We start from the raw sequence: 19,510 nt of genomic DNA on the forward strand, positions 1-19,510 counted from the left end.
GGCCCCGTACCCACGACGGTGCGCGGGATGCGTCCTCGCCTCGACGGGCAGGTGCACGGAGTTCGCGGCGTAGGGTCGCCGGATGGCGCTCGACCCGGCACCCGGCCCCCGGACGGAGGGGGACGCGCCGGTCCCGGACGGGCTCGCGTGGCACTACACCGACGGCCCCGGGCTGCTCGCGATCCTCTCCTCCAACACGCTGTGGGCCACCGCGGCACCCTTCCTCAACGACCGCGAGGAGGTCGCGCTCGGCGGCCGGATGGTCGTCGAGCGGATGCTCGAGGCGGGCGCGGCCCCGGGGGAGTCGCGGGCGAGCTCGCGGACCGGGTGCGGGAGGCGACGGCGCACGGCGAGGGCCCGGGCGCCGGCAGCGCGTTCATCCTCAGCGCGAGCAGCTCGCCCGACTCGCTCGCGATGTGGCGGCTGTACGGCGGGGTGAAGGAGTCCTACGCGATCGGCCTCGACCCCGCGCAGCCCCTCGTCGCGCTCGCCCGCGAGGACGTCGACCTCCGGCCGGACCGCGACGGCGAAGTCCACCTGCGCCGGCACGGCTGGCAGCCGGTGCGCTACCGGCGGGAGATGCAGCTCGAGCTCGTCGACGCGGCGCTCGCGCTGCTCGGCGACCTCGCGGGCGGTCCGGCGGCGCCCTTCGCGCGGCGCCCGCTCGACGACGGCACCGAGCCCGAGCTCACCCCGGCGCTGCGCGAGCACCTGGCCCGTCACCTCGAGCCCTTCCTCGACGCCCTGCAGGAGGCGCTGCTCCTCGTCAAGCACGAAGGCTTCGCGGACGAGCGCGAGACCCGCTACGCCGTCATGCTGCTCACCCGGCCGGGCGAGGCGAGCCGGCTCGTCGAGGCCTCGCTCCTGTCCTACCGTGCCTCCGCGTACGGCATCGCGCCCTACCTCCGGCTCACCGGGACCGACCCGGACCGGCCGGACGCCCCGGTGGCGACGCGACCCTCCCTGCTCCCGATCCGCGCGGTCGCGGTGTCGCCGTCCCCCAACGGCAGCGAGGCGACGGCGTCGGTGCGCACGCTCCTCCTCTCGCACGGCCACGACGTGCCGGTGCGGCGCTCCGCCATCCCCTTCCGGTCCTGACGCGCCCGTCCGGGCGCCCCGCGAGGTATCGAAGCCATCGACGCCGTCGCGCCCCGCCGGTAGCGTTCGGGGCCTCGGTGACCGCGACGTCGCCGTCATCGGGGGGAAGGGACACCGGCGCGGCGCAGGCCGTCGTCTGGTGCAGATGCATCACGTCGGGTGGTGCACGGAGTTCTGGCGGGGCGACTCGGGGAGCGGGACGATGACATGACCGATGACAGGGAGCAGGACATGACACCGACGGCCGCGGCCGAGCCGCGCACCGGCACGGTCACCGTGGTCGTCGTCGACGACCACCTGCTGCTGGCCGACGCCGTGGCGACCGGCCTGCGGATGCGTGGTCGCACGACGGTGCTCGACGTCGCGGCCTCGTGCGCCGAGGGGCTCGCGGCGGTCGAGCGACACCGCCCGGACGTCTGCCTCCTCGACCAGCGTCTGCCCGACGGCTTCGGCACCGACCTCATCCCCCGCCTCCTCGCCGCAAGCCCCGGCACCAAGGTCCTCCTCGTGACCGCCGACGACAGCGTCGACGTGCTGCACCAGGCCCTCGCCGCCGGCGCCGTGGGCATCGTCAACAAGGGCCAGCGGGCGGACGCCCTGCACGAGGCGGTGATGCGCGCGGCCGAGGGCATCACGATCCTCAGCGCCCGCGACGTCCAGCGGCTGCTGCCGTCGTCCGAGCGGGGTGGCCAGCAGCTGGGGGACGACCTGACCCCCCGTGAGCGCGACGTGCTGCGCCTGCTCGTTCAGGGTGTGTCGACGCGCGACATCGCGGCCCGGCTCTTCATCTCGTACGCGACGGCGCGCAACCACATCCAGTCGGTCATCGGCAAGCTCGGCGCCCACAACAAGCTCGAGGCCGTGACCATCGCCCTGCGCGAGAACATCGTGAGCGGGCCGTGAGCGCGTCGCGTGCCCACCGCCCCCTGCAGCGGGGTGTGCCGTGACGTCCACCGAGGTCGGGGTGCGGCGGGTGTTCCTCTGCGACGACCAGTTCGAGATGCGACAGGCGCTGACCGCGGTGATCACGGCCATCCCCGGTTTCGCCGTGGTCGGCGTGGGGGAGGACGGCGACCAGTGCCGCGAGGGGCTGCGGGCCGAGGACGTCGACGTGCTCGTCGTCGACGTCAGCATGCCCGGCGGTGGGGCCGAGCTCGTGGCGGCCGTGCGGGCGGAGCACCCCGACCTCGCGATCATTTCGTTCTCGGCGCACTCCGAGCCCGAGGTGCGTGAGGCGATGCTCGCCGCCGGGGCCGACGACTTCGTGCTCAAGACCGGCCGCCTCGCCCCGTTGCACGAGGCGCTCCTGCGGCATTCTCGTGTCGTGGAATGAAATTGCCCGGGCCCGTCGCAGTTCGACATGACGTCGCGCCGGTCCGTGCGGCCCCCTAGCATGGGCGGCGACGGGGACGTCGAACGGTCCTCGGGTGGGGAGGGGTGGTGTCCGACGCATCGGACGGGGAGCACCGGCGAGGGCTGTCGGCGGCCCAGACGCTCGAGCGGATCGTCGGGGGCGTGTTCTCGGTCGGCCCCGACGGCACGGTCCAGTACGTCAACGGGTCCATCCTCGCGATGCTCGGCGAGGAGGCCTCCGCGGTGGTGGGTCGCAACGTCTACGAGCTCTACCCCCACGCGCGCGACCCGGACTTCCTGCACTATCTCGAACGTGCCCTCGAGACCGGCGAGGTCGAGGAGTTCGAGGCGTTCGCCCCGCGGGTCGGGAGATGGCTGCGCCGCCGGCTCTACCCCACGACCGACGGCGTGACCGTCATCGTCGACGAGGGGCGGCCGGGTGACAGCGAGGACGTCCCGGACCCGCTGCGCGAGGCGCTCGGGCGGGCGCGCGCGGCCGAGCAGCGCTACCGCGACCTCCTCGACTCGATGGCCGAGGGCTGGAAGGAGACCACGCCGGCGGGAGGCATCCTCGCCGTCAACGAGGCGCTCGCGACGAGGCTCGGCTACGACGACGCCGCGGACCTCCTGGCCCGGGTCGGCAGCGCCAACGACCTGTACGTCGACCCCGAGGACCGGGTGCGGGGTCTGCGGAGCGAGTCGGGGGGCAAGCCGCGGATGATCGAGGCGCAGATGCGCCGTCGCGACGGCGGGACGGTGTGGGTGCGCTCGACCCTCACGCCCCGGTACGGGCCGGCGGGCGACATCGTCAGCTTCCGGGGGTTCGTCGAGGACATCACCGAGCACCGCGACGCCGAGCGCCGGCGGCGCGAGGCCGAGGAGCGGATCGAGGCCCGCGAGCGGACCCTCCTCGCCGAGGCGGTGCACGACGAGCCGCTGCAGCTCGTCGTCGCGGCGATCCTGCGGCTGGACGGCCTCCAGGCGCAGCTGCCTCCCGAGCTCGCCGAGCCGGTCGAGCACGTCGTCTCCCTCCTCGAGCAGACCATCGAGCGGTTGCGCAACCTCGTCGTCGCGCTCAGCCCGCCGGACCTGCGCGACGGCCTGGCGGCCTCCATCCGGGCGCTGGCCGAGGGACTCTTCATGGGCACGGCCACCGAGGTCGAGGTCGAGGGGCCCGTCCTCCTGCCGCTCGAGCCCGAGATCGAGACGGGGGCCTTCCGGGTCCTGCGCGAGGCGCTCGTCAACGTCCGCAAGCACGCCCGGGCCGACCGGGTGCTCGTCCACCTCACCGAGTCGGGGGAGACCGTGGTGCTCGAGGTCGTCGACGACGGCGTCGGGGGAGCGAGGGCCAGCACCGAGCCCGGGCACCTCGGCATGACCTCGATGGTCGCCCGCGCCGAGAGCCTGGGCGGCAGCCTCACGGTCGACAGCCCGGCCGGCGGCGGGACCCGCGTCTCGCTCGTCGTGCCGGTCGGTGACCGCGCCTCGTAGTGCGACTGCATCAGTCAAGACTGGACGTCCGCCCCTGTCGGCTCCGGGGGCCCGCGCGCCACACTTGAGCCATGCCTCGGGGCCACGGCCTCCCTTCCCCTGCAGGGGGCAGGCCCCCGGGACACGTGCACCAGGGCGTCCGGCCCCCTTTCCCCTGCATCGGGGCCGGCCCCCCGACCCGCACACCGCGAGAGCCCGGCCTCCTTCCCCCTGCACGGAGGCCGGGCTCTTCGCCGTCCCCGGCCGGTGGGTAGCCCGGGGTGACGTGGCCTGGCGCCGATGCATCACGCAGGTCCGGCCGTCCGCCCCTGTCGACCCGGCTGCGCCGCAAGATGATTGTGGGCATGCCTCGGGGCTCCGGCCCCACCTCCTCCCCCGTCCCGGGGTCGGGGCCCCCGGGGCGGGCCGCGGGTGGTGCCACGAGTCGACCTCCGCGACGAGGGCACGAGGTGGTGACGCCGACCGCCCGGCCGGGGGTGACGAGCCACCCCCGGCCGGAGCACCGGTCGGGCTGCAGCGGCGGCGTCACCACCTCCCACCCCTCACCTGCGGCCCCCGGGGCCCGGCCCGCGGGTCGGGCCCCGGCCGCGCGGGAGCACCACTCCGGACCGCCGGCCGGGTCGAGGTGAAACCCGACCGGCTGATGGTCCTTCGTCACCTCGAACCGCGGGCTGAACCAGCGGGTCGAGGTGAAACCCGACCGGTTGACGGTCCCCTTTCACCTCGAACCGCGGGCTGAACCAGCGGGTCGAGGTATCCGGCCCTTCTCCCGAGGTGGCCGGATACCTCGACCCGTCCAGGCGGGGGCACCGGCTCGCGCGATCCGTCCCTCGCACCCCTGCCGGTCGCCCCAGCACTCGGAGCAACCGGGACGAGCGGCCGCCCACGACCGCTCGTCCCGGTTGCGTCAGATGCGGGGGCGAACGACAGCAGCCGGACGACGCGTGCCGACCGGCTGGCCCGCCTCGTGACCGACGTCAGGAGCCGGGGCCCGCCTGGAGGTCGGCCAGCAGGTGCTGGTGCTCACGCGTCGCCGGGTGCAGCGACGTGTAGGCGGCGTAGAGCTCGTCGTAGAGCCCTCGGTGCGTGGCGTCCGGCTCGACGACGCGGTCGAGGCTCGCCCAGTCGGCGTCCGGGGCCACGAGGCCGACACCCTGCGCGGCCATCAGCGCGTCGCCGTAGGCCGCCCCGATGGTCTGCCGGGGCAGGTGCTGCGGGCGGCCGGTCACGTCGCTGACGACCTGCGTCCACAGACCGCCCTGCGTCCCGCCGCCGACGGCGACGAGGCGCTCGACCGGGTTCTCGGGGGAGTCGAGCAGCTCGAGGATCTGCCGGATGCCGAAGGCGATGCCCTCGTACGCCGCACGGAACAGATGGCCGCGGCGGTGACGCAGCGTGAGCCCGACGAGGACGCCACGGGCGCGGGTGTCGAAGATCGGGGTCCGCTCGCCGGCGCCCGGGCTGGTCCTGCCGCTCGTCGCCTTCGCCGGGCTCGTGTGGCGGCCGCTGGTCGAGCCGGTCGTCCGCCGGGAGGTCCGCCTCGTCCGGCACCGCGACCGTCCGTTGTCGCCCACCGCGCGAGAGCTGATGGCGGCGCTGGCCCGGGCCTCGACGGGCGAGGTCGTGCTCCCCCCGCTCGTGTCCTGGTCCGACCCGGCCGACCCGGCGGAGACGGCGACGGCGCCCTCCCGGTGAGGGGGAGGGCGCCGTCGTCGTGCCGTGGTGGCGGTGGTCAGTCGCGCTCGAGCGCGCCGACGAGGCGCCACGCGGCGGGCAGGGCGCCGGCGGCGAGCAGCGCCTTGAGCGCGTCACCGAGGAGGAAGGGCACGACACCGACGGCGACCGCGGTCGCGAGCGACATCCCGGTCGAGAGCGAGAGCCACGTGACACCGAAGGCGTAGATGGTCAGCGAGGACGCGACGGCCGCGAGCAGCTGGCGCGGCACCGAGCGGTCGTGGCCGCGACGGGCCGCGAGCCCGGCGACCGCGGCCGCGGCGAGGAAGCCGACGAGGTAGCCGCCGGTCGCGCCGACCACGACGTGCGCCCCGTGCGAGCCGTCGGTGAAGACCGGCAGGCCGACGACCCCGAGGACGAGGTAGAGGGCCATGCTCGCGACCGCGCGGCCGGGGCCGAGCGCCGCGCCGACGAGGAGGACCGCGAAGGTCTGCCCGGTCACCGGCACGGGGGAGCCCGGCACGGGGATCGCCACCTGGGCGGCGAGCGCGGTGAACAGCGCCCCGAGGCCGACGGTGACCCCGGTGCGGGTCAACGCGCGGGGCAGGACGGCCTCTGCGAGGACGGGGCGGATCGGGGTGGCGAGGGCGGTCATCGGGTCTCCGTGTCTCGAGGGGCGGGGCTGCCCCCATCCTGCCGACCCCGGCGCGCGGCGGCGCAGCGGGGTGACCAGTGAGACACCCGGACCCGTCGGCATCCACCGCGTTCGAGGTGAAAAACGACCTTCTCGTGGTCGGGTTTCACCTCGACCCGGCAGCGTCCGCGGCGTTCGAGGTGAAGGACGACCTTCTGGTGGTCGGTTTCACCTCGACCCGCGGCGGCCGCGGTCAGATCGGGCGCTCGAAGGTGACGAGCAGGCCCTCGACCCCGCCGGGGCCCATCCGGCCCTTGACGTCGGCGCTCGTGATGGCCTTGAGCTGCCAGCCCTGGCCCGCGTGCTCGTTGAGGACCTTCTCGAGGCGGTCGCCGGACATCTTGCCGCCGATCATCTTCTCGCGGAGCTCGACGACCTTGTACTGGTACGGCACGGTGCATCCCTTCGTCGCGGACGGACGCCTCCGACCGTAGCGGCGCGGGTGCCTCTCCGCCCAGACCCGGGTCAGCCCCGACGTATCACCGGGGGCGGTCCGCCCCTCCTCCCGCCGACGGCACCCGTCGTCGGTGGGAAGGAGCGGACATGCCCGGTTGGTACGTACACCTCGAGGCGGCGCACGACACCGCCCGGCTGCTGCGGGACGGCACCGTCCCACCCGGGTTCGCGGTCAGCGAGCCGGAGGCGAGGGTCATCGGCGAGCACTGCCACACCTGGCGCAACTACCTCGCGCTCGGCGCCCTCGGCCCCGACCTCTTCTACCTGCTGCCCGACTTCAAGGACACGACCGGCCAGGTCATCCGGCAGGTCGTGCAGTGGGCTCTCGACGTGTGGGAGGTCGTCGACGCGGAGTTCGTCGCGAAGTGGGAGAAGTGGATCGACCCGATCTCGACGAACAACGCGCAGCTCGCGTCGCAGCTGACCGGCGGGCTGTCGACGCAGCTGGCCCAGGTGCTCGACGAGCTGACGTCGGCGATCATGTCCGCCTTCAAGGGGCTGCTCGCGGAGATGGGTGACTGGTTCGGCGTGCTGACCTCCGGTGTGCCGCAGGGCTACGGCGACGACGCCTTCTACTGGTCGGACATGTTCCACTACCGGCGGACCTACCAGTTCCCGTTCGTCCTCTTCTCGCAGGCGCAGGCGGCGCTCGCGGCCGCGACCACCGACGACGAGCGCAAGGACGCGCAGGCGCGCATCGCCTTCGCCGTCGGCTGGATGTCCCACTGCGCCACCGACGTCACCGGCCATCCCTTCACGAACGCGAAGTCCGGCGGGCCCTACCGCGACCACTGGCAGCGCCACCACCTCGTCGAGAACCACATGGACTCCGAGAACTACGACGCCCGCCACCCCGGACCGCTGTACGGCGAGTACGGCACGTCGGCGCTGCACTTCCGCATCGCCTTCCGCCACCGCGACGACGCGCCCTACAACGGTCGCGACGACGCCCCCGCCTACGACCACTGGGCCGGCCTGCCCGCGTACGACGACGGCGACGGACCGACGGCCACCGCCGCCCGGCGCGCCTTCTTCGACCTCGACAGCGGGCCGTTGCCGGGCCACCTCGTCGAGGGCCTCCTCGACGCGATGCACGAGGTCTACGGCGCCGACGGCCCGCACATCCTCCTGCAGGACCCGCCCTTCTCGGCGACCGACCCCGGCACCGGGCAGCCCGACGGGCGCCCCAACGAGGCCGCGATGAACCAGATGTGGGAGATCGTCTACCGCTACCTCAAGATGACCGGCAGCGACGCCATCAGCCTTCGCCTGCCGCCGCCCCCGTCGGTCTTCACCGACCACTCGTTCCCCACGCCGCCCGGCGGCGGGGGCTCCGGCATCGACGACGACCCGAGCCGTGGCGCCGACGTGGACGACGACGACTCCTTCAGCCTGCTCGACCTCCTGCTCGCCCTGTTCGCGTGGGCGGTGTACCTCGCGCAGGTGGTGCTCTGGCTGGCGACGATCCTGCCGAGCCTCATCGTCGACGTCACGACCTTCCCGGCGCGCGAGGTCGTCTACTGGGCGGTCATCGTCCCGGCCTGGAACCTCTACCTGCTCGCCCGGCGCGCCCTCGTGATGTCCGGCTTCGCGATGCCCAAGCCCGCCGAGGTCAACACGGGCCTGACGACGCTCGGGCGTCAGGGGACGTACGACATCGGCTCCGCCCTCGACGCGCCGTTCGGTCTGCCGACCGCGCCGCCGCCGGTCACCGAGCCGTCGGGCCGGCTGACCTCGCACTCGGCGCACGCGCTCGACCACGCCTACCCGCGCGGCATCGTGCGCGACCTCCCGTCCGCGATCGGTAGGCCCGACCTCGCCGGCGCCCTCGGGCTCACCTCGCCGCTGCGGTACGCGGCGGACCCTCCCGGCGACGAGCTCAAGCCCTCGGAGTGGGTGGCGCCGTGGCGCTACCCGCTGCGCAACCAGGCGGGAGCCGGTGTGGCGCAGGAGGGTCCGGCCACGCACGTCGGCCCCTACGTCGTCGGCTCCGACTCGACCGTCCTGCTCTCCGGCCTCACCGGGGACGACGGCGCCCGGGCGGACCTCGAGGCGGCGTCGAGCCCGGATGAGACGGCCGCCGTGCTCGACGTCCGGCTCCCGCAGGACGAGCACCTCGGTGGGCCGGTCGACTACGGCCTCTACCTCGTCGGCCGGATGGCCGCCGAGAGCGGCGAGCCGGAGCTCTCGGTGCCCGACTTCAACCTCGACTCCGACCGCGGCTACGCCTGGCACTGCTGGGACTGGAACCGCTCGACAGTGCCCTGCGTGCCCGACATCACGCCGGTCGGCACGGAGGACTACGGGTACCGGATGCCGTGCACGTCGCCGCAGCTCTTCCACGCCGACCACGACTGCCCGACGCACCCGGGCCGCTGGTACGTCGAGACGCACGACCTCGACGTGCACTACCTCCCCGGCGCCGGGCCCCGGCGCTGCGGGAAGCCGTCCGAGCACGAGCCCGTGACCGACCTCGAGTGGCAGCGCCACCTCGGCGAGGAGCGATGAGATGACCACCACCCCCACCGGCCCGCGACGCGACGGCCGGGACGACGAGCAGCACCCGGTCCTCACCGAGAAGGAGGACGCCGCCCAGCGGGGCGCCGACCCCGCCGGTTCGGTCGGCGCGACGACGCGGCCGAGCGGCGACCTCGCCGACGGCTGGACCCCCTCGGACCACCTCGCCCGAGAGGCCGGCGAGCTCGCGGCCGAGATCGGGCGCGAGCACCGGCCCCGGCGCGAGGACGTCTACCCCTACCTCCTCGTCCGCGCGGCGAGCCCCGGCGACCGCGGGGCGCGGCCGGTCTGGCCGCCCGTCCCGTGCTGGCAGTCCCCGGACATCCTCCTCATGGACGCCGCCGCCACCGGCCCCTTCGACCCGACGCAGCTCGTCGGCAGCCCGACCGCCGGGCGCCGCTACCGGGTGTTCGTCCGGGTCTGGAACCTCGGGCTGCTGCCGGCGGTCGGGGTCCACGTGCGCGCCTGGTTCGTCGACCCCGGCTTCTTCGGGGGCGCGACCGGGCCGGCCTACCAGCCGCAGCTCATCGGGGGTGCGATGGTCGGCCTCGACGACCGCACCCGCCCCGGCGCCGTCGCGGTCGTCGAGCTGGACCGCACCTGGGACATCCCCGAGACGCTGACCGGCCACGAGTGCCTCCTGGCGTCCGTGTCGTGCCCCCTCGACCCGTGGTCGGGTGTGCTGGACGCCAACGCCGACCGGCACGTCGGACAGCGCAACCTGACGATCCTCGCCGGCAGCGACGACGCCAAGCAGCTGCTGTGGATACTGGGCTCGCGCGTCACCGGCACGCTCGAGCTGGTGCACGGCGGGGCCACGGTGGGGCCGCTGGTACGCGGCGTGCTCGGCGACACGGAGACCGGGCTCGGGGTGCCCGAGCGGCTGCTCCCGCCGTCCCCGAAGGCGCTGCGCCACGGGGTCGCCACGCCGACCGGGCAGCACCTCGCGACGATGCTGCGCACCCGCGGCGGCTGGCTCCTCGCCGACAGCGAGCGGGTCGTCGCGCTGGCGACCGAGCTCGGGCTCGTCGGCCGCGACGGCGGGAAGCCGCGCCGGGGCCGCCGCGACCCCGTCGCGGTGGACGTCGCGGGACTCGCGCAGGAGCTCGCGCCGGAGCACGCCGAGCGCATCGGGGTGCTCGTCGACGGCGAGCCCGGTGACGCCCTGCTCGAGGGTCTCGTGCGCCTCTGGGACGTCGGAGACCTCACGGCAGGCGGACTGGCGGGGGCGCTCGCCGAGGGCGGACCGGCTGCGCACCTGCTGCAGCTGGCGCACACCGACCCCGAGCGACAGGAGACCGGCGGCTACTCCCTCGTCCTCCTCGGCTGAAGCGGAGGCCGACGCGGGGGCCCGGCACCGTCAGCCGGCTCTCGTCCGTGCGATCTGCGCGGATCCGGGTGCGACCGCACCGCGATCCGCGCAGGTCGCGGGGAGAACGGCCGGGACAGCCTTCGACGGCCGGGGGATCGGTGCGGCGCAGCGCGGTTGGGGTGCCGGGCGCAGACGTAGGTTCGGGGGGTTGCCGACCGAGAGGAACCACCCGATGGATGCCGATGCCGACCGCCTGGCCGAACGTCGTGAGCACGACCTCGCCGTGCAGGAGGTCGTCGACCGGCTCGCGGAGGAAGGGCCCCACGAGGACCCCACCCTCGTCGCCGACCGGCTCGTCGAGCGGCTGACCGCCGTCGGCGTCGTCGGGATGCCCGGCCCCTGGGTCGACTCGGTCGTCACCGAGCTGATGGCCGGCAATCCCTACGTCGTCTCGCCCTTCACCGAGGAGCACGAGGACGTCCCGGAGCCCACGACGCCGGCGCGCTCCGAGGTCATCGAGTAGGGCGCTGCCCGGACGACGCGACGGCCTGGGCCGGAGCGCTACTCGTCGCCGCGGAGGGTGAACGAGCGCAGGCGGTCACCGGCGAACCACACCGACCCGACGCTCACGACGAGGGCCGCGACGACGGCGTACCCGAGCCCCGTGCCGCCCGCGTCGACGAGGTCGTCGACCGCGTGTCCGACCTCGCGGCCCCACGCGCCGACCGACAGCCACTTGACGCCGCTGAGCACCGAGCCGATGACGCCCTCCCAGAAGAGCGTGTAGAGCAGCCCGACGACGACGGCGTGGCGGGTCAGCGCGGCGAGGCCCAGGAAGAGCGCCGTGTACACCGTGCCCGCCACCACCCCGGCCGCGCCGAGGGCGAGGGCGCGCCCCGGGTGCGCGGAGTCGAGGACGAGGGAGGCGACGGCGAGCGGGAGGGCGCCGAGGGCCGTCGTCGTCAGCCAGGCGGCGGCGAACTTGCTGCGCGCGATGGTGTGCCGGCTCACCGGCTTGGCGAGCAGGTAGACGATGGAGCCGTCGTCGACCTCCGGGCCCAGCACGGCGGTGGCGGCCAGCAGCGCGACGAGCGGCAGCGCGAGCGTGTACCCGAGACCGACCGTGGCCTCGACGCCCACGGCGTCCGAGGTGAGCAGGCGGACGACGACCGCGAGGCCGACGAGCGCCAGCGGCAGCAGGAGCAGCACGACACCACGCCGCCGGCCGACGACGGCCTGCGCGGAGAGGGCGAAGAGCGTGCGGTTCACCGGGTCATCCCTCCACCAGGTACGAGAACACGCTCTCGAGCGAGTCGTCGGTGGGGGCGAGCTCGAGCAGCCGCAGCCCCTGCTCGCGCGTCACGGCGGGCAGGCGCAGCGCGAATGCGCCGAAGTCCGCCACCGACACCGACACCCCGCCGTCCGGGCGCAGCGCCACCGCGACGACCGACGGCTCCGCGATGAGGCAGGCGGCGAGGCGACGGTCGTCGTCCGCCGAGACGACGTACTGCACCGGGCGGTCGGTCATCAGCCGGCGGATCTCGCCGAACTCGCCGGACGCCGCGTGCCGCCCGGAGACGACGACCTCGATCTGCCGGGCGACCTGCTCGACCTCCTCGAGGATGTGCGAGCTGAACAGGACCGTGCGTCCCTCGGCGCCCATCCGGCGCAGCAGCGCCATGAGGTGGAGGCGCTGGCGCGGGTCGACGCCGTTGAACGGCTCGTCGAGGAGGAGCACCGACGGGTCGTGGACGAGGGCGGAGGCGAGCTTGACCCGCTGGCGCATCCCCTTCGAGTAGGTGCCGATGCGCCGGGCCGCGGGCTCGACCATGTCGACGACCTCGAGGGCCCGCTCGGTGGCGGCGCCGGGGTCGGGCAGGCCGTGCAGCTCGGCGTTGGCGAGGACGAAGCGCCGGCCGGTGAGGTAGCCGAAGCTCACCTCGCGCTCGGGGACGAGCCCGAGGTGCCGGTAGACGTCGGTCGTGCGCCACACGGGCGTGCCGTCGAGCGTCACCGTGCCGGCCGACGGCGCGAGGAAGCCCGACATGAGGGCGATGAGGGTCGTCTTGCCGGCGCCGTTCGGCCCGAGCAGCCCGGTGATGCCGGGACCGACGCTCATCGAGATGCCGTTGACGGCGACGACGTTGCCGTACCAGCGCGAGACCTGGTCCAGGACGAGCGTGCTCATGCGCTCGCCTCCCGGCGGTAGCGCGCGACGAGGGCGCCGACGCAGGCGGCCGAGAGGCCGACGAGGACGACGACGTACGCGGCCACCATCCCCGCGCCGGTCGGTGGGGCGAGGGTGTCGGCGTCGGTCCACGCGCCCATCAGCCCGCGGTAGAGCGAGTACGGGGAGAACAGCCCGGCGACCTCGGCGACGCGGGTGCTGCCCTCGCCGTCGGCGATGCCCTGGACCGCCGTCACCACCCCGTTGGCGATGACGAGGAAGGCGATCGTCGCGACGACCGCGAACCCGCGCCGCGTCGACCACGACGCGATGATCCCGCCGACGCCGGCCAGCGACAGCGCGAGGAGCACCGCGAGCCCGAGCGCGACCCCGGCCTCACGGGTCTGGTCCGAGACGTCGAGCTCGGTGAGCAGGGCCGCGGCGTAGAGGATGACGACCGGCAGGACGAGGAAGACGAGGGTGGCGAGCAGGAGCGAGAGCCAGCGCGCGACCGCGTACGCGGCCGAGGGCAGCGGCCGGGCGAGGTAGAGCGCGATCGTGCCGTGCCGCAGGTCGCGCGAGAAGAGCACCGGCGCCTGCGACGCGACGAAGACGCCGAGCAGCACCTGCGTCGTCGACGCGTACTGCGCGTACCCGATGGGCAGCCGGTCCAGGCCGACGAAGGCCATGATCCCCGCGACGATGAGGGCGGGCAGCAGGTTGAGCCCGAGCAGGAGGAAGGGCAGCACCTTCGAGCGGCCCGAGCGCCCGAGGCCGAAGGCGTTGCGGAAGCCGGTGAGCACGAGCGAGCGCGCGATGGCCGTGCTGCCGAGGCGTGGCCCGGTGTAGGGCCGGTAGCCGAGGTCGTGGATGACGCTGCGGCCGGCGTCGTCGGTGCCGCGGGGGCTCGTCGACTCAGCCACGGGGCACCCCGGGCTCGTCGTGCACGGCGGCGTCCGACGGGTCGGCGAAGACGTCCTCGAGATGGCGGTGGTCGGCCTGCATCCGCACGAGCCCGAGCCCGAGCTCGGCGGCGGTGTCGCGGACGACGTCGCGCACGTCCCGAGGTCCCCGGTCGGCGGCGTCGACCGAGAGCAGCGACCCGCGGCGGACCACCGGCACGCCGGCCGCGGCGAGGGCGTCGGCCATCCGCGTCTGTGCGTCGTCACCGAGCACCTCGACGAGGAGGGCGCCGGTGGCGTCGAGGAACTCGTCGGTCCGCGAGGCGCGCAGCAGGGTGCCGCCGTCGAGGACCACGACGTGGTCGCTGACCCGCTCGAGCTCGCCGAGGAGGTGGGAGGTGACGATGACGGCGATCCCGAAGTCGTGGCCGATCCGGCGGACGAGACCGAGCATCTCGTCGCGGGCGGCGGGGTCGAGACCGTTCGTCGGCTCGTCGAGCAGCACGAGACGAGGGTCGTGGACGAGCGCCTGGGCGAGCTTCGCCTTCTGCTTCATCCCGGTGGAGTAGCCACCCATCGGGCGGTAGCGCTCCTCGGCCAGGCCGACGTGGCGCAACACCTCGGCCGCGCGCTCGCGGGCGGCGACGCGCGGCAGCCCCGACATCATCCCGAGGTGGACGACGAAGTCGCTGGCGCTGACGTCCGGGGGGAGGCAGTCGTGCTCGGGGAGGTAGCCGACCGCGGCCCGGACCTGCGCCCCCTCCGTGGCGACGTCATGGCCGAGCACCTCGGCGCGGCCGCCGGTCGCGGGGACGAGGCCGAGGAGGATCTTGAGGAAGGTCGACTTGCCCGCGCCGTTCGCGCCGACCAGCCCGGTCGTGCCGGGGCCGATGTCGAGGGTGAGGGCGTCGAGCGCGAGCACCGCACCGTAGTCCTTGGTGAGGCGCTCGGTGCGTACGACCGGCTCCACCCGCCTCACCCTAGCCCGGGGTCGTCCGGGCCCGGGTGAGGAGAGGGTGGAGGGGGTGCGGTGATCCCGTCGACGTCAGTTCGGGACGTCGACGTAGACGAGGGCGTCGGTGCCGCCGCGGCAGACGACGGGGGTCGTGTTCTCGCAGCGCATCTCGTAGTCGCGGCCGGTCACCGGCGAGCGGGCCGTGACGGTGGCCGGCAGGTCGGCCGACGACGCCATGAGCGCCTGCGCGGTCTCGGTGGCGAAGTCGCACGACGTCACCTCGTTGCCGCTCCACGCGGTCGCGCCGTCGACGGTGCCGCACTCCTTGGCCGTCGAGGCCCGCTGCGTGGGCGTCGGACCGTCCGAGGGGGCGTCGGACGCGGTCTCCTCGGGGGAGGGGGCCTCGTCGGAGGCCGACGCGGAGCTCGACACCGAGGGGGCGGCGACGCTGGAGTCCTCGTCGCCGTCACTGCCGAAGAACCAGAGCATCCCGGCGAGCATGAGCAGGCCGACGAGGGCCAGGGCCACCATCCCGAGGCAGCCCGTGCGCCGGTCGGCCGGGGGCTCGTCGGACGCGCGCCCGCCGAGCAGGAGGGCGTCGTCGGGCTCGGCGACCGGCGCCGCCGTGGGGGCCGACGGCACGGTGGCCGCGGCCGGGACCGGCGCCCCGGCGGGCGCCGCCGGGGTCGGACGGGCCGCCGTCACGGGCAGCTCGGTGGTCGTCGCGTCGTCGGCCGGCGGGGTCGTCGGCATGGTGTGGTCTCGCGGCAGCGTCGTGCCGCAGAGGGAGCAGAATCGGTCCGCGGGGTGTACCGCGGCGCCGCACTCGGGGCAGGTCACGGGTCTCTCCGTCCGGGGGTGGACAACCCAGCCACGATAGCCACGGGGCCGCCCGCCGCCCCAAATCGCGAGGTCAGCGGGCGCTCAGGAACAGCACGACGGGTGGGTGCCGAGGCCCCGGTGGCTTGGCACCCACCCGCCGCGTCGAGGGGATGACCCGGTGGTGGTCACCGCGACGCCGGCGGACCCCGTCGTCCACCGGCGCGCCCACGCTAGGGGCAGCCCGGTGGGTCGCAGGTCAGGCGAACACCCGGAGTCGGTCAGGGTTCGGTCAGGCGACCGGGCCCGGGGCGGTGGTGTCCCGGGCCCACCGCCGGTCGGACGGAGACGGGGGCAGGGGCCCGGCTCAGGTCGCGACCGGGACGTGCGTCGTCGCGACGCCGGTCCTCGGGGACAGGGTCCCGGGGTCCGCGTCGTGCCACGACCACACGTCGTCACCGCGCAGGAGCACGTCCGAGCCGCCGTCGACGTGGACGGTCTGGCCGCAGACGTGCGTGTTCTCCGCGGAGACGAGCCAGGCGAGCAGCGCGGCGACCTGCCCGGCCTCGAGGTACCCGCCCAGCGGCATGGGCACCACGGCGTCGAGGGCGGCGCGCCCGTCGGCCGTCGCCGTCATCGCCGCGGTCATCGGGGTGCGGACCACGCCCGGGGCGACCGCGTTGAGGGGGATGCCGGCCCCGGCCCACACCGGCAGCGGCGCGACCCGCCGGACCCAGCGCGAGAGCGCCCGCTTGCTGGAGGGGTAGATGGTCGCGGCGGCCTGCGGCCCGGCCGCCTCCAGCTCCGCGGCCAGCGCGAGCGCGCGGTCCTCGTCGCCGGCCAGGCAGGCCTCGACGAGCGGCGCGTGCACCGGCAGCAGCGTGGCCATCGACGACGTGACGACCGCGCGAGGGGCGCGGGAGGAGGCGGCGAGGGAGGGGCGCAGGCCGGTGAGGAGGTCGACCGCGCCGAAGTGGTTGACCGCCACCGTCTCGCGGACCGGCAGCGCGAGACCGGCGTTGGCGACGACGGCGTCGATGCGGCCGCCGGTCTCGTCGAGCACGCCCTCGACCGCGTCGTCCCGGCCCCGGCGGGTCGAGAGGTCGGCGACGACGTCGCCGGACGTGACGTCGACCGCGACGACGTGCTCGCCGCGACGGGTCAGCAGCGCCGCGAGCGCCTGCCCGATCCCCGATGCCGCCCCCGTCACCACGATCGTCCGAGCCATGGCAGTCCTGCCTCCCGACCGGCCCCGCGGCGGAACCCGGGGCTCCTGCTCCGAGCCTAGGAAGGGCGGGGTCGGACGGCGGCCGGACGTCTCGGGGGTCACAGTGTCTGGTGCGTCACCCGGGCTGCGACGATGGGCCCGTGGACATCGTCACCCGTGGCTTCGTCGGCCGGCGCTCCGGCGGCGACCCGCGCATCCCTCCCGGCCAGTACCTCGAGCGCGACTTCCCGGTGCTCTCGGCGGGACCGACCCCGGTCGTCCGGCGCGAGGACTGGACGCTCCGGGTGGAGGGCGTGGACGGCAGCAGCGGCATCCTGTCGTGGGCCGACCTGCACCGCCTCCCCGTCGAGGACGTGCGCACCGACATCCACTGCGTGACCAAGTGGAGCAAGCTCGACACCTCGTGGCGCGGGGTCGACGTGGAGGCCGTGCTGGCGGCGGCCGGCGTCGGCACGCAGGGCGCGACGCACGTGCTCGTCCACGCGCACGGCGGGTACACGACGAACCTGCCGCTCGCCGACCTGCGGGGCGGACGCGCCTGGATCGCGACGGAGTACGAGGGCGCTTCTCTCGCACCGGAGCACGGTGGCCCGGCGCGGCTGCTCGTCCCGCACCTGTACTTCTGGAAGTCGGCGAAGTGGGTGAGCGGCCTGCAGCTCCTCGCGCAGGACCGGCCCGGGTTCTGGGAGCAGCTCGGCTACCACGAGTACGGCGACCCGTGGCGCGAGCAGCGCTACGTCGGCGACTGAGGCCGGGGCCCCGATGACCGTCGCGTGGTCCTCCCCGCCGCTGCCCATGCCCTGGTACCGCGCCCGCGTCGAGGACGCATGGCTCGAGACCCGTACCGCCCGCACCGTCGTCCTCGACGTCCCCGGCTGGCCGGGGCACCACGCCGGTCAGCACGTCGACGTCCGGCTCACCGCCGACGACGGTTACACCGCCACCCGCACCTACTCCGTCGCGTCGGCGCCCGAGGCGGGCCGGCTCGTGCTCACCGTGCAGCTCGTCACCGAGGGCGAGGTGTCGCCGTGGCTCGTCGGGGAGGCCCGGGAGGGCGACGAGCTCGAGGTGCGCGGCCCGATCGGCGGCTGGTTCCGGTGGGACGAGCAGATGCCGGAGCCGGTGCTGCTCGTCGCCGGCGGCAGCGGGGTCGTGCCCCTCATGGCGATGGTCAGGCACCGCTCGCGCGTCGGGGCCGTCCAGCCCTTCCACCTCGTCTACTCGGCGCGCACGCCGGACCACGTCATCTACACGAACGAGCTCTTCGCGCTCGCCCGCACCTCGCCGGGCCTACGGGTCGACCGGCTCTACACGCGCGGCGGGCTGCCCGACGACGCGCGGGAGCCGGGGCGGCTGCGGCCGCAGGACCTGCCGGCGGTCGACGCGTTCCCGGCGCCGCCGGTCGTCTACGTCTGCGGGCCGTCGGGGTTCGTCGAGGCGGCGGGGGGCATCCTCATCGACCAGGGCCACGACTCGGGCGCCATCCGCACGGAGCGCTTCGGCCCCTCCTCCTGACCCGTCGCTCGTACCGACTTCTTGCGAGTTCCGCCGCCCGACCCGCCGCCGGACGGCGCGTCGAGCGGCTCAACTCCCAAGAAGTGCGGTGAGGAGGAGGGTCAGCGGGGGTCGCAGGTGAGGTGGACGCCCTCGGCGACCCGGTAGGGCGCCGCCGCGACGATGGCCCCGACGACCCGCCGCAGCCGGCTGACCTCGGCGCGGACGGTCACCTGGTGCTCCTCGTCACCGAACAGCGAGCGGCTGAGGGCCGCGGCCGTCAGCCCGTCGGGACCGGCCGCGGCGAGCAGCCGGACGATGGCCGCGTGCCGCGGCGTGAGCGCGGCCCGCCAGCCGCCGTCGTCCCCGCCGCTCACCTCGAGCAGCGCCTCGCCGCCGACGGTGCGCAGCGTCGCCACCAGGACGGCCGCCTGCGCGTCGGGCCGCACGAGCCAGCCCTCGCCGAGCCGCTCCGGCAGGCACAGCCCGAGCCCCGGCACGGTGAGGGGCAGGTTCTCGCGGGGGGCCGCGATCCGGTCGCGGACGAGGACGCCGCTGTGGTGCGCGACCCAGCCGTCGTCGTCGACGAGCAGGACCGGGCCGTGCGTCGTCGCGAGCACGTGCTCGGCCGAGCGGCGCAGACGCTGGAGCGACTGCTCGTGGTGGCGCCAGAGCCGGGCCTCGGCGAGCTTCGTCGCGGTGTCGACGAGGGCGATGAGCGCGGGGTGGAGGGTGAGCGCCGGGCCCGACACGTCGACGACGCCGAGCATCGCGCCGGTGCGGGGGTCGTGGACGGGGGAGGCGGTGCAGTACCAGGGGTGCTGCCCCTCCTCGAAGTGCTCGGCCGAGAACAGCTGCACCGGCGCCTGCTCGGCGAGGGCGGTGCCGATGGCGTTGGTGCCGACGTGGTCCTCGGTCCAGACGGCGCCCTCCGAGAAGCCGAGGGTGTCGGCGGTGCGCAGCACCCCGGGCGACCCCTCGCGCCAGAGGATGATGCCGTCGGCGTCGGTGACGACGACGATGAACCGCGACGCGTCCGCGACCGACGTCAGCACGGCCCGGATCTCGTCGACGACGAGCCGCAGCGGGGAGGCCCGGCGGCGGCGCTCGACCTCGCCGAGCGGCAGCGGGTCGCGGGCGTTGGCGTGCGTCGGGTCGAGCCCGAAGCCGAGCGTGCGGCGCCAGGAGCGGGAGACGACCGGCCGGACCGGCGCGACCGGGGCCGAGCCGCCCATCACCGCGTCGTGGACGCGGCGCAGCGCGCGGGCGTGCTGCCCGAGGTCGGTGCCCGGGGCCACGGCGCTCCCGGCGCGGTACGACGTCATCGTCGGCTCCTCACCCCCCGGCGGC

Annotated in this window: 19 protein-coding genes; 9 read left to right on the forward strand and 10 right to left on the reverse strand. The window is 74.9% G+C overall.

Features of this window, described 5'->3' with window-relative positions; all coding sequences use genetic code 11:
- The first annotated feature begins 327 nt into the window (after positions 1-327).
- The 4 genes from IG69_RS0112870 (at position 328) to IG69_RS0112885 (ending at position 3,942) form a co-directional block, all read left to right on the forward strand.
- Positions 328-1,098 carry a hypothetical protein gene (locus tag IG69_RS0112870; protein WP_030528581.1) on the forward strand — a complete coding sequence of 257 codons (771 nt, stop codon included), beginning with the start codon at positions 328-330 and terminating at the stop codon, positions 1,096-1,098.
- Positions 1,099-1,305: 207 nt separating this feature from the next.
- Positions 1,306-2,001, forward strand: coding sequence for a response regulator (locus tag IG69_RS0112875; protein ID WP_084696794.1), 696 nt, complete (start codon positions 1,306-1,308; stop codon positions 1,999-2,001).
- 40 nt (positions 2,002-2,041) lie between these two features.
- Positions 2,042-2,431: a response regulator gene (locus IG69_RS0112880; protein WP_051750534.1), complete on the forward strand. Its 390-nt coding sequence runs from the start codon at positions 2,042-2,044 to the stop codon at positions 2,429-2,431.
- A 107-nt stretch (positions 2,432-2,538) separates the two neighbouring features.
- Entirely contained in the window at positions 2,539-3,942 is a 1,404-nt protein-coding gene (locus IG69_RS0112885) for a PAS domain-containing sensor histidine kinase (protein ID WP_169742065.1), read from the forward strand.
- A 977-nt stretch (positions 3,943-4,919) separates the two neighbouring features.
- Here the strand turns inward: IG69_RS0112885 and IG69_RS0112890 are convergent.
- The 3 genes from IG69_RS0112890 to IG69_RS0112905 all read right to left on the reverse strand — a co-directional run bounded on the left by IG69_RS0112890 (position 4,920) and on the right by IG69_RS0112905 (position 6,704).
- Positions 4,920-5,516, reverse strand: coding sequence for an FGGY-family carbohydrate kinase (locus IG69_RS0112890; RefSeq protein WP_030528585.1), 597 nt, complete (start codon positions 5,514-5,516; stop codon positions 4,920-4,922).
- A 158-nt stretch (positions 5,517-5,674) separates the two neighbouring features.
- Positions 5,675-6,271 carry a biotin transporter BioY gene (locus IG69_RS0112900; RefSeq protein ID WP_030528586.1) on the reverse strand — a complete coding sequence of 199 codons (597 nt, stop codon included), beginning with the start codon at positions 6,269-6,271 and terminating at the stop codon, positions 5,675-5,677.
- A gap of 232 nt (positions 6,272-6,503) precedes the next feature.
- A complete protein-coding gene (locus tag IG69_RS0112905) occupies positions 6,504-6,704 on the reverse strand; it encodes a DUF4177 domain-containing protein (protein WP_030528587.1) in 201 nt (66 codons plus the stop codon).
- A gap of 149 nt (positions 6,705-6,853) precedes the next feature.
- On the opposite strand from IG69_RS0112905, the gene IG69_RS0112910 reads away from it, so the two are divergent.
- The 3 genes from IG69_RS0112910 to IG69_RS0112920 all read left to right on the forward strand — a co-directional run bounded on the left by IG69_RS0112910 (position 6,854) and on the right by IG69_RS0112920 (position 11,118).
- Positions 6,854-9,274, forward strand: coding sequence for a zinc dependent phospholipase C family protein (locus IG69_RS0112910; RefSeq protein WP_030528588.1), 2,421 nt, complete (start codon positions 6,854-6,856; stop codon positions 9,272-9,274).
- 1 nt (position 9,275) lies between these two features.
- Complete coding sequence (locus IG69_RS20300) at positions 9,276-10,613, forward strand: hypothetical protein (protein WP_036830011.1); 1,338 nt, start codon at positions 9,276-9,278, stop codon at positions 10,611-10,613.
- Positions 10,614-10,827: 214 nt separating this feature from the next.
- Positions 10,828-11,118 carry a hypothetical protein gene (locus tag IG69_RS0112920; RefSeq protein ID WP_030528589.1) on the forward strand — a complete coding sequence of 97 codons (291 nt, stop codon included), beginning with the start codon at positions 10,828-10,830 and terminating at the stop codon, positions 11,116-11,118.
- Between the two features lie 38 nt (positions 11,119-11,156).
- Here the strand turns inward: IG69_RS0112920 and IG69_RS0112925 are convergent, their stop codons facing one another.
- The 6 genes from IG69_RS0112925 to IG69_RS0112950 all read right to left on the reverse strand — a co-directional run bounded on the left by IG69_RS0112925 (position 11,157) and on the right by IG69_RS0112950 (position 16,666).
- Positions 11,157-11,864 (reverse strand): ABC transporter permease, encoded by a 708-nt coding sequence (locus IG69_RS0112925; protein ID WP_030528590.1) that lies wholly within the window; start codon positions 11,862-11,864, stop codon positions 11,157-11,159.
- Between the two features lie 4 nt (positions 11,865-11,868).
- Positions 11,869-12,783: an ABC transporter ATP-binding protein gene (locus IG69_RS0112930; protein WP_030528591.1), complete on the reverse strand. Its 915-nt coding sequence runs from the start codon at positions 12,781-12,783 to the stop codon at positions 11,869-11,871.
- Positions 12,780-13,685, reverse strand: a complete 906-nt coding sequence (locus tag IG69_RS0112935) for an ABC transporter permease (RefSeq protein ID WP_051750535.1) — start codon at positions 13,683-13,685, stop codon at positions 12,780-12,782. The genes IG69_RS0112930 and IG69_RS0112935 overlap by 4 nt, the downstream gene beginning before the upstream one ends.
- The gene (locus tag IG69_RS0112940) at positions 13,678-14,634 is read right to left on the reverse strand and encodes an ABC transporter ATP-binding protein (RefSeq protein ID WP_030528593.1); all 957 of its coding nucleotides are present in this window, start codon (positions 14,632-14,634) and stop codon (positions 13,678-13,680) included. Before IG69_RS0112940 ends, IG69_RS0112935 begins: the two co-directional genes overlap by 8 nt.
- A gap of 75 nt (positions 14,635-14,709) precedes the next feature.
- Positions 14,710-15,372 carry a hypothetical protein gene (locus IG69_RS0112945; protein ID WP_030528594.1) on the reverse strand — a complete coding sequence of 221 codons (663 nt, stop codon included), beginning with the start codon at positions 15,370-15,372 and terminating at the stop codon, positions 14,710-14,712.
- Between the two features lie 433 nt (positions 15,373-15,805).
- Positions 15,806-16,666 carry an SDR family oxidoreductase gene (locus IG69_RS0112950; RefSeq protein ID WP_051750536.1) on the reverse strand — a complete coding sequence of 287 codons (861 nt, stop codon included), beginning with the start codon at positions 16,664-16,666 and terminating at the stop codon, positions 15,806-15,808.
- Between the two features lie 140 nt (positions 16,667-16,806).
- Between IG69_RS0112950 and IG69_RS0112955 the strand changes: the two genes are divergently transcribed.
- Positions 16,807-17,415, forward strand: coding sequence for a sulfite oxidase-like oxidoreductase (locus tag IG69_RS0112955; protein ID WP_030528596.1), 609 nt, complete (start codon positions 16,807-16,809; stop codon positions 17,413-17,415).
- A gap of 13 nt (positions 17,416-17,428) precedes the next feature.
- On the forward strand, positions 17,429-18,181 hold the full coding sequence (locus IG69_RS0112960) for a ferredoxin reductase (RefSeq protein WP_030528597.1): 753 nt from the start codon (positions 17,429-17,431) through the stop codon (positions 18,179-18,181).
- A 101-nt stretch (positions 18,182-18,282) separates the two neighbouring features.
- Here the strand turns inward: IG69_RS0112960 and IG69_RS0112965 are convergent, their stop codons facing one another.
- The gene (locus IG69_RS0112965; RefSeq protein WP_030528598.1) at positions 18,283-19,485 is read right to left on the reverse strand and encodes a GAF domain-containing protein; all 1,203 of its coding nucleotides are present in this window, start codon (positions 19,483-19,485) and stop codon (positions 18,283-18,285) included.
- Between the last annotated feature and the right edge of the window lie 25 nt (positions 19,486-19,510).

The organism is Phycicoccus jejuensis (assembly GCF_000720925.1).
Lineage (GTDB): Bacteria > Actinomycetota > Actinomycetes > Actinomycetales > Dermatophilaceae > Phycicoccus > Phycicoccus jejuensis.